Annotated in this window: 11 protein-coding genes; 6 read left to right on the top strand and 5 right to left on the bottom strand. The window is 34.2% G+C overall.

The window, feature by feature from the left end; genetic code table 11:
* Window positions 1-275 precede the first annotated feature (275 nt).
* From MHI00_RS02430 to MHI00_RS02410, 5 genes are all read left to right on the top strand, one after another.
* Window positions 276-845, top strand: coding sequence for a YdcF family protein (locus tag MHI00_RS02430; RefSeq protein WP_010052768.1), 570 nt, complete (start codon window positions 276-278; stop codon window positions 843-845).
* Window positions 846-1,261: 416 nt separating this feature from the next.
* Window positions 1,262-3,838, top strand: coding sequence for an Ig-like domain-containing protein (locus MHI00_RS02425; protein ID WP_341110788.1), 2,577 nt, complete (start codon window positions 1,262-1,264; stop codon window positions 3,836-3,838).
* A gap of 10 nt (window positions 3,839-3,848) precedes the next feature.
* Window positions 3,849-4,625, top strand: coding sequence for a WxL domain-containing protein (locus MHI00_RS02420; RefSeq protein ID WP_341110785.1), 777 nt, complete (start codon window positions 3,849-3,851; stop codon window positions 4,623-4,625).
* Between the two features lie 17 nt (window positions 4,626-4,642).
* Window positions 4,643-5,419, top strand: coding sequence for a WxL domain-containing protein (locus MHI00_RS02415; protein ID WP_341110783.1), 777 nt, complete (start codon window positions 4,643-4,645; stop codon window positions 5,417-5,419).
* 16 nt (window positions 5,420-5,435) lie between these two features.
* Window positions 5,436-6,212, top strand: coding sequence for a WxL domain-containing protein (locus tag MHI00_RS02410; RefSeq protein ID WP_341110780.1), 777 nt, complete (start codon window positions 5,436-5,438; stop codon window positions 6,210-6,212).
* A gap of 293 nt (window positions 6,213-6,505) precedes the next feature.
* Here MHI00_RS02410 and MHI00_RS02405 read toward each other — a convergent pair whose 3' ends face one another.
* Genes MHI00_RS02405 through MHI00_RS02395 form a run of 3 tightly spaced genes read right to left on the bottom strand, consistent with a single transcriptional unit; the run spans window position 6,506 to window position 10,884 of the window.
* The gene (locus MHI00_RS02405; protein ID WP_341110778.1) at window positions 6,506-8,602 is read right to left on the bottom strand and encodes an MSCRAMM family protein; all 2,097 of its coding nucleotides are present in this window, start codon (window positions 8,600-8,602) and stop codon (window positions 6,506-6,508) included.
* Between the two features lie 45 nt (window positions 8,603-8,647).
* A complete protein-coding gene (locus MHI00_RS02400; RefSeq protein WP_341110775.1) occupies window positions 8,648-10,579 on the bottom strand; it encodes a MucBP domain-containing protein in 1,932 nt (643 codons plus the stop codon).
* A 41-nt stretch (window positions 10,580-10,620) separates the two neighbouring features.
* Entirely contained in the window at window positions 10,621-10,884 is a 264-nt protein-coding gene (locus MHI00_RS02395; RefSeq protein ID WP_015077518.1) for a hypothetical protein, read from the bottom strand.
* Window positions 10,885-11,331: 447 nt separating this feature from the next.
* Here MHI00_RS02395 and MHI00_RS02390 point away from each other — a divergent pair, with 447 nt between their 5' ends.
* A complete protein-coding gene (locus tag MHI00_RS02390; RefSeq protein WP_057000059.1) occupies window positions 11,332-12,849 on the top strand; it encodes a helix-turn-helix domain-containing protein in 1,518 nt (505 codons plus the stop codon).
* Between the two features lie 100 nt (window positions 12,850-12,949).
* Here the strand turns inward: MHI00_RS02390 and MHI00_RS02385 are convergent, their stop codons facing one another.
* Window positions 12,950-13,906, bottom strand: coding sequence for an ABC transporter substrate-binding protein (locus MHI00_RS02385; protein ID WP_010052759.1), 957 nt, complete (start codon window positions 13,904-13,906; stop codon window positions 12,950-12,952).
* 27 nt (window positions 13,907-13,933) lie between these two features.
* On the bottom strand, window positions 13,934-14,938 hold the full coding sequence (locus tag MHI00_RS02380) for a FecCD family ABC transporter permease (protein ID WP_341110767.1): 1,005 nt from the start codon (window positions 14,936-14,938) through the stop codon (window positions 13,934-13,936).
* Window position 14,939: the final 1 nt, after the last annotated feature.

Genomic DNA, 14,939 nt, shown 5'->3' with positions numbered 1-14,939 from the left:
TTTTTAATTTTACGTGAAGAAATCATTTTATGTGCAAAATAGCTTTTGCATGAACCTACTTATTTTAACCCTTTCAGTAGAAAAATTCAACAATTTGAGCATTTTTTCACAAATTTTAATGGACTATTCATTTGATTCTTTAGGCATACTTTCCACTGCCCACTTTAGTTCGTGAAATTTTCGACTTTAGACAAAAAAATCAGACTTTCTTATACTTTTCTTATATATCTAAGGTTATAATAAAGGAAACTATCTTATAGAAATGACGGATGATAATGAAACTACTAAAACGTTTACTGATTACTTTGCTTGGGTTAGGTTTAATTTTCTTGCTTATAATAGGCGGGCTGATTTACTCGGGTACCCAGCAAACTCCAAAAAAAAATGCAGATACCATGATTATTTTAGGGGCTCAAGTCCGTGGGAATCCAGCAGTTCCTAGTGCTATTTTAAAGGAAAGATTGGATGCAGCAGTTCCCTATCTACTTGAAAACCCACAAACAAAAGTAGTTGTTACAGGCGGACAAGGCCCTGATGAAACGGATACGGAAGCAAATGTAATGGCTCGTTACCTCATGGAGCAAGGAATTGACTCTCAACGAATTATCAAAGAAAGTCAATCTAGCCGAACGGAAGAAAATATTAGCAATGCAAAAAAATTAACTGATTTAGGAAAAACCGTAATCGTCACAAGTGATTTTCATATGTATCGTGGCTTGATGTTAGCTAGACGTGAAAATGTCGATGCCAGTGGATTGCCTGCTGTTTCAAAAAGCTCAGCGACTTTTAAAAGCTATGCTCGCGAAATGCTAGCTTTGCCTTATGGATTACTTTTTGATTGGTAACTAAAAGAGCAACAAAATCAAGGATTACCTCTTGATTTTGTTGCTCTTTTATTATTTCAATTAATAATATTCCCATTAATTTACTGTTTGGACTATTACTCTAAGAATTTACTTCTTTTAAATTAAATAAAAAAACATTTTATTTTTTAAGTGTTATTCTATAAAAAACAAACATTACTTTATCGTTTAGATTTAGTTCATTTGACTTACTTAAATGCTAGTTATACCTCTGTCATACTCGCTATAAAATTATTTATACTTACTATTTCTAAAAAAATAGTAACCCCTTACAACAAGGTGTTGTTATTTAAAATAGATTTAAAAATAATACGCATATACAACATATTTATAACATAGTATGATAGAACTAACATTTAATTAAATGTTGAAAAATAATTTTTGGAGGAGATTAAAAAATGAAAAAAATAATGGTTGGTTTACTACTTAGCACGTACTTTTTATGTGGAACAAGTTTACACGTTTTTGCAGAATCCGAAACTCCACCTGAACCAATTCTCATTGCCCCAATAGACTCCCTAGATACAAAAGGTTCACTGAATAGCAATGAACCTAATGTTCCACAATCTAAATTGGGACCTAAAAAACGATTAAGTTTGCCTGATAAACTTGATCCAAGAGGTACGAATCAAGAAATCCCTGTCCGAAAGCAAGTTGGAGGCTTGTGCTGGGCCTATTCAAGTACAGATATTATTACGGCTAATTACAAAAAACAAACTGGAACGGAACAAATTTTATCACCCAATTTTTATAATTTTTATTCTGCTGAAAATGCCTTTACAGATGGATTCAATCCAAATACAATCATCTTGCAAAAAACACAAGATAAAATAATACACAGAACCTTAAACAGTGGAGGATTTCATTATTATCCTCTTTTCCAAAATATATTAGGCAACCGTGGTACAGCAGAGATTGATTTTGCAATGCCTAGTGTGGTTAGCCAAAACCAACCACTATTAAAAGAAAAATTTGATGGACTTGAAGCGAATAAAACGGATGTGGCTATCAATGAAATCAAACAAATTCCTTTTAATTCTTACGAAATAACGGATTCCGAAAGAAAATTAAAGATTGAAAAAATCAAACAATTTATTCAAGAAAGTGGAGCCGTTACGTATAATTACAATTCTGAAACCATATCCCACTCAAGCTTTAAGAAATATTATAATAACACAACAAAGGCAAGTTATGTTCCTAATGCTGATTTTAATAAAATTCCAAATTATCTAGATTTTGGACGACCAACGATTGATCATACCGTAACGATAGTTGGCTGGGATAATGACTTTAGTAAAACAAATTTTGCTATTCAACCTGAGCAAAATGGTGCCTTTATTGTGAAAAATTCATGGGGAATATCTTCTGGAGACCAAGGCTATTTCTACGTAAGCTATGATGATATTTTTGTGACTACAGGTGCATTTTATAGTGTTACTACTGCAGAACCAACTGATCACATCCAAGGTTATGTTAACTCAACTAGTGATGCTTGGGGAGAAGTAGCACAAACAACCAACTCTGATAATAAAATTTATTTAGCTGCCAATTTTCAAACAAAAAATACAGAAGAACTGCTAAAAACAGTTGCTTTTCTAACCGTTCAAAATAATATTGACTATAAAATTTATTATTTAGATCGAAAACTTGAATCAGAAAATTTTAATTCTGCTATTCTCACTGATTTAATTGCTGAGGGTAAACAAGAAGAAGCTGGGATGAGAAATATTCCTACAAAAGAAAGAACACTTCCTGCTAATGAAAGCTATAGTATTATTATTGAACTCACCTATCCTGATGATTTAGATTTACAGAATTTTACTGCTCAAGCAGTCAAAAAAGAAGACCAAAAAGATCACGCTCCTGTTCTTCAACCTGGCGATACCTTAGTTAGTCTGAATAATAACCGTTGGAGAAATACATCTAAAGGCGAGTATTGGCGTAACAATTTTAATTTGTATATTACGGTTGGGACTAATGACAGTCCTAATGAAGAAAGTACAGTTTCATCTATCATCATTAACGATAAAATAGAGCCTAAGCTTGTTTATCAAAATAAGCCTTTACAATTAGACACGACAAGTATGCCCGAGTCTGTGAAAAAGAAAGAGTTAGTTTGGAGTAGTAATAACCCTGATATTGCTGAAGTCGATCAATTGGGCATAGTCACAGCAAAAGCTCATGGTAGAACAACAATTCGAGTTAGCTCTAAACAAAACCCTGATATTTTTGATGAACTTTCTATTATTACAGATGATCACGGTTGTACCACAGAAACAAGTACCCGCTTAACTATAGGAGAGCCGATGGTCGGCATGATTGACATTGATCGAGATGAATATGTTCCTGAAAATGCTTGGTATAATCGAGGAGATGTCTTTACTTATCTTATTCCAGAAGATGGCTCCTATACGGTTCATGGCTATGGAATGAAACCCGATCAAACGCAGGACTTGATTGGAACTGATTTTATGACAAATGGCAAATCACGTTATATAGCTGTTGCTAATCAATTCTTTACGCAACAATTGAAAAAAGGCGACCTCGTTGAAATAAGTGTTTTCCCAAGTATGTTGGGCATGAATAATCCACTTGGTGATTGGGGCAAAACAACCGTAGGAACGAGCTATTCGATTTTATTTGATAAAACTAGCAATTTTGACTACGGAAAATTAACTTGGGCTAACTCAGGTGGTGAAACCAAAGAATCATTAAAAACCACCTTCAAAATAGGCGAAAAAGACCAATTTAAAGGCTCTGTGATTGATAGCAACATACAAGATCCTTTCTACACTAGCAATAATTCCTTCTATTTTGCTAGCACATGGAAAAGCAGTAAACCAAAAGTAGCAACTATCAATGAGAAAACAGGCAAATTGGAAGCCTTATCTTCTGGTGAAACTGTACTTTACAACACATACAATCTCCATTGGTGGAGCAAAATAGAGGATAGTATAACAATCACTGTAGAATAGGAGAACAATTATGATAGCAATACAAAAATTCATTTTAATAATGGGAGTTGGACTTTTAGTTCTTCCGCCACTTTCTGTACAAGCAGATAACACTACTTCAAGTGAAGCTTTGCCACCACAAACCAATACGTCTAAATCTTCAGTAGGTTTGACACCAGGAGATCCGACTGAGCCACATGAACTCTTACGAAATATATGGCATCCTACTAAACACGTAGGCGCCTTAACATTAGATGCTGTGACAGGTTTCTATTTTTCTGATATTAAACTCTCCTCGTATGGAGAAGAAGCCTACGCTATTGTTGCACGCGATGAAATTAATGGAGAGAAACCTCCGATAGACACTGGTTTAGCAGACAGAGGATATACTTTAGGTGCACAAGTAACGGATGTTCGAGGAACAGGTGCTGGGTGGACATTAACGGTCTCTATTTCTAAATTTATTTCTGGAAAAAAGGAGCTGAAAGGTAGCATTTTTTCTTTTCCAATTAGTGATGTTTATACAGAAGTTTATTCTAGAAAAAATGATTCACCACCTACTTCTAAAAAAGCAATCTTTGATACACCTAACGTTGAATTGCCTATTTTAGTTGCAGAAAACGATACAGGCCTAGGTTCTTGGGGAATTAACTTTGGGACAGATGATCGAGGAATCGGTTACCCCTGGCTTATGGATAAAAATGGGAATTTCCATCGCTACGGCGGGCCTAGTCTCTACGTACCTCAAGGTAACCTCGCTGGAAATTATGTTGCTGCTATTACTTGGTCTCTTCGAGATACACCTTAAAATTTAGGAGGACAATTATGATACCAATACAAAAATTCATTTTAATAATGGGAGTTGGACTTTTAGTTCTTCCGCCACTTTCTGTACAAGCAGATGACACTACTTCAAGTGAAACTTTGCCACCACAAACCAATACGTCTAAATCTTCAGTAGGTTTGACACCTGGAGAACCTACTGAGCCGCATGAATTATTGCTGAACATATGGCACCCTACAAAACACGTCGGATCTCTAACACTAGATGCTGTGACAGGTTTTAAATTTCCCGATATAACTCTTTCTTCTTATGGAGAAGAAGCCTACGCTATTGTTGCACGTGATGAAATTAATGGGGAGAAACCTCCGATAGATACTGGTCTAGGCGACAGAGGATACACTTTAGGCGCACAAGTAACAGATGTTCGAGGAACAGGCGCGGGCTGGACATTAACAGCCTCTGTTTCTGAATTTAGTGCTGGTGAAAAAAAATTAAAAGGTGCTATTTTTTCTTTTCCAGTTAGTACTGTCTATTCTGATAAATTCTCTGACAAAGAGGAATCTGCTCCGGTTTCAAAAGAAGCTGTTTTTGATATACCTAATGTTGAATTACCCCTTTTAGTCGCTGAAGCAGATACGGGACTAGGATCATGGTTAATTAGTTTTGCTACTGATGATCGAGGAGTAAACTATCCTTGGGTTATGGATAAAAATGGGAATTTTTATCGCTATGGTGGACCTAATCTCTATATTCCTCAAGGTAATCTCACTGGAAATTATGTTGCTGCTATTACTTGGTCTCTTCGGGATGCACCTTAAAATTTAGGAGGACGTTATGATGCCAATAAAAAAATTCATTTTAATAATAGGAGTTGGAATTTTAGCACTTCCGACACTTTCTGTACAGGCAGATGACACTACTTCAAGTGAAACTTTGCCACCACAAACCAATACGTCTAAATCTTCGGTAGGTTTGACACCTGGAGAACCTACTGAGCCACATGAACTAATATTGGATATCTGGCACCCTACAAAACACGTCGGCGCCCTAACAATTGACGCCGTGACAGGTTTCTATTTTTCTGATATTACCCTTTCTTCTTATGGAGAAGAAGCATATGCTATTGTTGCACGCGATGAAATTAATGGGGAGAAACCTCCGATAGATACTGGTCTACTAGATAGAGGTTACACGTTAGGTGCTCAGGTAACAGATGTTCGAGGAACAGGCGTGGGCTGGACATTAACAGCCTCTGTTTCTGAATTTACTGCTGGTGAAAAAAAATTAAAAGGTGCTATTTTTTCTTTTCCAGTTAGTGCCGTCCACTCCGATAAATATATTGAAGAAGAAGAGTCTCCACCTATTTCTAAAGAAGCTATTTTTGATACACCTAACGTTGAATTGCCTATTTTAGTTGCGGAACCGGATACAGGTTTAGGATCTTGGATAATTAGCTTTGATACTGATGATCGCGGAATCGGTTACCCCTGGCTTATGGATAAAAATGGGAATTTCCATCGCTATGGTGGACCTAGTCTTTATGTTCCTCAAGGTAATCTCGCTGGAAATTATGTTGCTGCTATTACTTGGTCTCTTCGGGATGCACCTTAAAATGCAGGAAGACGTTATGCTCTCCCTACTAGGTTTATAATCTAGCAAACTAAAAAATATTTCTAAATAAAGCTGTCATATCTCTTTAATATTAGAGGTTATGACAGCTTTTATATTCAAACTAATTTTCATCATTAAAAAGTTGACTGCATCAGAATCAATCATTGGCTTATCCACCTTGCATTAAAAACCTGTGGGCTTCCTTATCCTAGAAAAATCATAATCAGGGCTTATTACATAAATAAAAAAGCCTCTGAATTTAACAGAGGGCTCTCTTACATATAAAACTATTTTTAGTATTTTAAATTAACTCTCTTTTTCAATCTGCTTACATATAGATAGATTGAAATAAAAACTAGTAGCAAACCTACAATTTTTATACGTTGTCCAACTTTGTTATTTTCTCCCGATTGAGGTAAATTCATTTGTAAATTAGTTGTCTTGGTGTTTTTTATTGTTAATCCATCTAGACTTTTTGTTTCACTATCTACTTTTATAAATTCAATAGAGCCTGTTGGTTCTGGAAGCATTATTTTTTGATTCGTTACTTCACCTAAATTAATGGCTTTTTCAGAATCATTAATTTCAAACGGATAGGGTGTTTTATCTAGCGTATAGCCTATTGGCGCTTTGGTTTCTTCTAATGTATAACTTCCATACAATAAATCTAGAGCTGTTCCTTTGCCGTCTTCATTAGTGAGGATAGTTTGAACAAGATTGCCTTCTCCATCTTTAATAACAAATTCCGCATTAGCTAATGGTGCTTTTGTTTCACTATCTACTTTTATAAATTCAATGGAACCTGTTGGTGCTGGAAGCAATATTTTTTGATTCGTTACTTCACCTAAATTAATGGATTTTTCAGAATCATTAATTTCAAACGGATAGGGTGTTTCATCTAGCGTATAGCCTATTGGCGCTTTGGTTTCTTCTAATGTATAACTTCCATGCAATAAATCTAGAGCTGTTCCTTTGCCGTCTTCATTAGTTAGGATAGTTTGAACAATGTTGCCTTCTCCATCTTTAATAACAAATTCCGCATTAGCTAATGGCGCTTTTGTTTCACTATCTACTTTTATAAATTCAATGGAGCCTGTTGGTGCTGGAAGCATTATTTTTTGATTCGTTACTTCACCTAAATTAATGACTTTTTCAGAATCATTAATTTCAAATGGATAGGGTGTTTCATCTAGCGTATAACCTATTGGCGCTTTGGTTTCTTCTAATGTATAGCTTCCATACAATAAATCAAGAGCTGTTCCTTTGCCGTCTTCATTAGTGAGGATAGTTTGAACAAAATTGCCTTCTCCATCTTTAATAACAAATTCCGCATTGGCTAATGGTGCTTTTGTTTCACTATCTACTTTTATAAATTCAATGGAACCTACTTCAGTTCCACCTCCGCCTGAAGATATAGTTGATATACTGACACTGGAGTTTTCAGTAAACGGAAGTGGATCCCCACCATTTCCTGGTTCAGCTATAATTCCTTCTAAATACACATCATTTTTCAACCACTCTTGATCAGAGTCTACCACTTTTGTTTCATATATAATATAGTAAGCTTTGGTGTTCTTTTCTTTTAATCCATCTAATTTTGGAAATCCATTAAAATCATCATCTGTGTATGTGAATCCATTTGCAGTTATTGTTGATTTTTGTTGTAATAATGCAGATATATCATAATTGTAACCATCATTATTTAAATTTCGACTGCCATCTTCATTGATTGGTTTGTTCACATTGTACACAGCAATTGTATTGGCTATTAATTCATGACCTTCACCAACTATATCACCTAGCACAAAAGGAATATCTTTAGTTCCAGTTAATGGCTTTTCATTATAGTTTAAAAAGACTCCCCAAACAGCATTTCCATTTGCATTTATGCCATATGCTACTTTTTTTATTAACTCTGATTCATCAACAAAAGATTTATATTTATTCACCATAATATCAACTGAGATACTACTGCCATCTATACTGAAATCAATTTTTTGGTTTTGGTCATATTCCACATTAGTGCTATATCTCATCGGTATCGTAATTTTACTTGTATTAGCAGGAACATCTTTTAATGCAATTATTTCTATACCCAATTCATTAGGCACGACTTTATAATTTCCAGAAATTTCAAAGCTCTCTAATGAATAGTTAAAAGCTTTATTAGAGAATTCAATCAGTGTCGTTTCCCCTTTTTTCATTCCCTTCAATTCCAAATTCATTACTACATCAACGGTGTCTGCTGTTGCTACTATAAAATCTTGATTATCTGGGTACTTTAATTCAATTCCTACTAGTTTAGATGTTGTTTCTGCAATTACTAATTTTAAATTTATAAGTGGAAGTACACATACTATTATTAATAAAATTGATATTTTCTTGCGCATTGTTTAATCTCCATTTCTATATGAAACTAACTAGTTACTTGGCTTTTATTTCATTTTTGTGTATTTTTTTCGGTAATAAATTAGGATAGTTCCAGCTAACATAATGAATCCAATCATGAAGGAACTATTTTTTTTCGTCCCTGTGGCAGGAAATGTTGTTTTATTATTCATTCCTTTATCTAAGCTAGGAACAAGACTATTTTTAGTTACTAATTTAGCAGGATACGTTGGCGTGAGAGCTAAATTGGCATTATCCTTTACATAAATAAAAGTGACTTCTTGTTTATCCTTTGAGAACAGTCCAGAAATATCCCCTTTTGCTTCTTTAAATGTATAGCCATCAATTGCCTTCGATTCGATAGTATAGGCTTCTCCAATAAGTCCTTCTACTATCGTATCCTCTTCAATTTTATTTCCCCGATTATCTTGATATCGGACAACTATATTTGCAGATTGTTCTTGGATTTTTTTATAAATAAATAGAATTTCTTGTTCTTCTTCACTAAAGACTCCGACTGGATTACCTATCACTTCTTTAATGGAATATCCTTCAATTTCTTTCTTTTCTACTGTGTAAGGCTCTCCAATATCTCCAGCTAATTTAATTGTTGGCACAACTATATTCCCATCAACATCTTGATACTTCACTGTAATTGGTGCAGCTTTCTTTCGTTCATAAAGGTAGGCTACTTCTTGTGCTTCTTCTGTATAAACCCCTTTTGATTCTCCATGTATTTCCTTGATTACCCAACCATTAATTATTTTTTCAGTTGCTTCATAAGCTTCTCCAACTTTACCAGTCAATAGTTCAGACAAAGCAAGCTCAGTGCCTTTTTCATCCAGGTACTTCACTGTAACTGGAGCAGCTTTAATCTCATTGGAAAATGGCTGAACAACAACACCAGAATAATAAACTTTATTGTTTTTTCTTGAATCTGTCGAAAAAGAATATTGTCGGTCAAACTCATACTGGATGCTGCTTACTGATAGATCTAGGTTCTCCCATGTAATAGAGCCGAAATAGGGGCTAGCATTTGGTATGAACAGACCGTTATTGCTTATATTAGAGAAATTTTTAGTAGAAAAATCGTAGTTTAAAACATGTTTCACACTATCAATCTTGATATTTTCATTTCTAGGAATTTCTGCGTTAACGATTTTTTGATTCCGAGCTAAAACCATCCCTACGTAATTAGGCACCATCGATAAGTCTGAAATATGGTTATCGTCTACAGCCAAAATTTTCATATTACTAAAATTTAGTTGACTTAAATCTGAAATATTATTATTTTCCGCACTAAGAAGTCCTAAACTTTGCCCTTTTAAAGGAGACAGATCACTGACATCGTTATTTGTAATAATTAATTGCAAAAGTCTGACATTTTCGATAGGTGAAAGATCATTAATTGTTCCGTTTGTTGTCTGTAGAACAATTCCTGTTCCTCCTGTTGTATATTCCATCCCTTGCAAGCTTGCAACATTTTTTGCGGTAATTTGGCCAGTTGAAGCTTCTGATCCTAACCTTTGCATTTGCTCTTTGGTTATCTCTGAGACAGTTATTTTTAAGGTTTTAGCGACAGCAGTCTGTAAGTTTTTATCTGGCATCCAAGAGTCTACTGATTCAACTGAGCTTTTTTGTTCTTTCTCAATTTCTACTTGCTGAATCTCTAATTGCTTTAACTCACTTGCATCAGGAGTTTGAACTGCTTGCTCTTCACTATTTTCTTGGTCATTTGGCACATTTAGTAAATCTATGCTCGCATCCATTGTTGCTTTTTTTTGTAATAATTCTATTTGTTCTGCTGAATTTACAGCTAGTTCCTTCGCTTCATTTTGTGTAACGTCCTCTACTGAAGGTACGTCCAATTCTTCCTCATTAGAATTGGCGAATACTTTAAAAGGTTCGTTAACACTTGGTACTATCATAAATAAGACAACTATGAATAATAAAAATTTATGTTTTCTATTTTGTTTCACTATTTACTCCTCCACGTCTACATTATTTAAACTAGTCACATTTATAAATTCCATTTTAATTCATCGCATTCACTAGGTTGTCTCATAAAAGGGGAATGGGCATGCTTAGATAACCACACATCATTTATTTCAGAAATATCAATAATTTTAATATCATGTCCTTCAAAATGGTTCTTAAAAAAAGTACTGATTTTATCTTCAGGAAAGTTATTCGGCAACGCAATTGAGCGACAAAAACTAGAGCCACTATTATTCGTAAAATGAATACTGTAACAAATTAAATCAATCCAATGTTCTTCAATCATTCTGTTTTCCCTCCACAATCTTTTAAATAGCTTTTTTAGTTATTTTTTCAAAAAATCAAACCAACTAACTTTAGTCGTTTTTAGTTCCTAGCAAAAATAGAACAGTTGATTTATACCCTTATTTCTAAAAATAATTAAGAAGGTTTTTCCTATCCGATAAGATTCCTTTTTTATAATACAGTAACTAACTTTTGTTTTTTTATCCTAACATGGTTCCAGTTGCTCCACTTTAGTAAAAAAACGATTATTTAATTTAATTTTTATGTACAATACTCTTTCTACCACTCAATTATAACAACATTTCTGATTCTTATAATCGTTCTTTCTTTACTATTAGAATTAAAATTAAGTATAGACTTTTGATAATTCTATGTTAAAATCAACCATTATATACAGCATTAAAAAAAAACAAGCTTATTAAATAATCTTATAAAAGGACTGATTCGGATGCTTTATGCTCTTTTAAAAAAACAAGACTTCAATAAATTACAGTTATTCAATCATATTTCAAGACACGAACAAGTTGAAATTAATTATCTAGCAGATACTTTTAAGCTCTCTAAAACGACGATTAGAAGACATATTGCTGATTTGAACAGTCTCTTAAAAGAGAATGGAAAAACGAGCTATTTTCAAATTAATCAAACCGATTCGTCCCATTATTATCTGACTCCCTTAACGCAAGAAAAATTTGCCCACCTTTCATTTAAATTACAGTCGCACTACTTAAATATTTCACCACAATTTCAATTGTTGGCGCTTTTTTTTTCGTCTCATTCCCTGACAATTTATCAGATTTGCGAAGCTCTTATTATCTCTGAAAACTACTGCTATAAATTAATTAAACAATTAAAAGCCATCTTAAAAACCGTTTCAATATCCATTAATAAATCTGTTGAAAATCAATCTTTCTCGCTGCACGGATCTGAATCAACTATTCGTTTTATGTATATTTGGCTTTTCTTACCCTCCTACCAAAACATCAGCTGGCCCTTTAGTCATCTCACACAAGATTCTGTCAGGTTGGCTTATTCTAAAGCTGATACCGGTCCATTAGAGCACAGTACACGATCTGCAAAAACACGTATTGAATTTATTTTAGCAATCATTGATAAACGTGTCAGGCATAATCAATTGAACAAACCCTTTGATGAACCTCTATATTCAATTGTCCAGATATTTATGAAACAACATGATATATCTAAAAATATTCCTCACTTTCCAGCGACTTTTCCACTTGCCGTTGGTTCTGAAAAAGAAGTAAATGAGCGCGAACACTTTAACTTGATTATTCGAACAATCAATAGCTCAATTGATACACAACAAGACAAGCTAAACATCGGGGAGCAATTTACATTACTCAATAATCCAATTACAAACTTTTATTCAGGCTTTATCCCCGCTTTTTTTAAAAAATATAACATAAAAAAAAGCAATGACAGCTTATTTGAATTTATGTACTATACTGTATTTACTCATTCTTATTCGATTTATTCTCACTTTAATCCCACGATGATGACTCAACTCAATCATTTGGATAGCGAAATTCAAATTATCACAGACAATAGTCAAACATTTAAGAATGATTTAGATGATGCTTTTTCTACTTACTCAATGCCTCCTGATTTAATAACTGATCTCACAACAGAACTTGTTAGTTCGGTTCTAGTCACATTGTCTCAAATACATAAAGAAAAAGTTCTTTATCTGTACGTGCAATACTCCAGAGATATAGTCGGAGGATCCTTTATTCAAAGTGAAATCCATCATTTTTTTAGTGCCAAATCAATTAAATTCGTTTCAAGTAGTCATGAAGCGGATATTATCATCTCTGATTCCAACGAACTCAGTGCAACGTCCGAATTTCATTTCTTTGAAGATACTACTCGGAATAGTTCTTGGATTAATCTCTTTTCATTTCTTCAAAGAAAGCTATATGAACTTTATTTTTTAACTAATTTGTAGGACTATAAATAAAAAAAGAAATTTGATAGGGGATTTTTCCCGTCTCAAATTTCCTTTTTTCTAGAAGAATGAACTCATAAAGTTGAGTCTGTTTTTACCTTTATTTTTGCGTTTCAATCAATTTATCCGTAATTAACTTTAACTGAGCTTGAATCGCAATTGGATCATAATAATACATTTTTTCAAAAGGCAGCTCAATCACTTGGTTTTTCTCTACGGCGGGAATTGTTTTCCAGATTGGATTAGCCTTTAAAGCAGTTAATTCAGCACTTTCAGTTCCATTAGCTGTGTAGCTAGTAAAAAACATAAAGTCCGCAGCATAATCTGGCAAAGCTTCTAATGAAAGCTCCTTCCAGCCATCACCATCACTCACTTTTTGAATATTGTCTTGTTGTTTCAAGCCTAAACCAGTTGTTAAAACTTGGCCACCACGACCAAAATTTGAGCCAAAAACAAATAATTTACTATCTTGTAATTCATATAATCCTACAGTTGCATCCATTGGAAAATTAACTTCCGCTAAACGAGCTCGCTCTTTATCTGCATTTTCTTTAAATGACTTTTTCCAAGCTTCAGCTTCAGTTTTACGATTTAATAACTCGCCAAAAAGATCCACAGATTCATTGATATTTCGGACGGTGTCATAAGGTAATAGAACCGTGGGCGCAATTTTTTCTAAGCTAGCGACCTCATCTTCTGTATCTGTAATAATTAAGTCAGGCTCTAAAGCTAAAACTTCTTCCGCATTCATAGGAACTCCAACATCTTTAATTTTATCTAGTACTTTTTTATCAATAAAAGGTGAAGCTAAATCCCATTCTGTCGCTCCAACAACTGGTACATCTAGTGCTAAAACATGCCCCATATAAGTTCGGACAACTACTCTTTTAGGATTATTTGGTACTTCTATCTCGCCATTAGCAGCTTTGAAAAGATGCGTTCCAGTTGCCTCTTTTTCCTGTGCTTTTTCTGTATCCGAAGTATTTGAACCACAACCCGTTAATACGAATAGTACCCCTAAAATAAACACGAGACCTTTAATCTTTTGGTTTTTCATCTCTTTATCGACTCCATTCTTCTATTTTTAAACTGTCCGCATCATTAACCAGATAAAATACGGTGTTGCGATAATCGCTACAACTAATCCTACAGCGACTTCATTTGGTGCAAATAGATTTTTCCCAACAATATCTGCTCCTAATACTAAAATCATTCCGACTACTGCTGAAACAGGTAAATAGGACTGACTGCGCCCGCCAACAAGTCTTTTGGCAATATGTGGTGCTAACAATCCGACAAACGCAATACCACCTCCACCTGCAACAGAAATCCCAGCCAATGCTACAGCTAAAAATAACAAAATAGATTTTGTCTTTTCCACTTCCAAACCTAAGCTTTGGCCAATTTGGTCACCTAAACGTAAAATATCTAAACGCATCGTAAACCAGTAAACTAATGGAAGTAATATAGCTAACCAACAAGCAATAATGAGAATAAAAGACCAATTGACATTCCATAAATTTCCACTTAACCACACCATTGCTTTTTCAAAATTAAATTCATCCATTTGCAATTGAAAAATTAAAATAAACGCATTTAATAACGCTGTTACAGCGATCCCAACTAATAACAAACGCAGTTGATGAATGCCCTTTTTCCATGCTCCTAAATAAATTAAACTTGCAGCAAAAAATGCACCAGCTAAAGCGACTAGTGGGATAATCAAAAATTGCGGTACGCCTAGTTTGGCCGTACTTCCCGTACTGAAAAATAAATATAAAACTACTCCTAGTCCTGCTCCTGCATTAATGCCTAAAATACTGGAATCTGCCAAGTCATTTTGAGTAATACCCTGTAGAATTGCGCCACTAATCGCTAATCCCATACCAACTAGCAAAGCCATCACAATTCGTGGCAAACGGAATTCAAAAAGAATTAATTGATTACGAGCAGAACCATTTCCCATTAGCGTTTGAATAGTCTCCAATGGGCTAATTCGAATCGCTCCTAAATTCAATTGAATTAAAATCAAGCCAATTAAAAGCAGACCACCGACAAATAAACTTGTTTTAACTTTGTGTTTATTCATT

The organism is Carnobacterium sp. FSL E2-0243 (assembly GCF_038003605.1).
GTDB classification, from domain to species: domain Bacteria; phylum Bacillota; class Bacilli; order Lactobacillales; family Carnobacteriaceae; genus Carnobacterium; species Carnobacterium maltaromaticum.
This window is presented reverse-complemented; position numbering and strand designations above follow the sequence as displayed.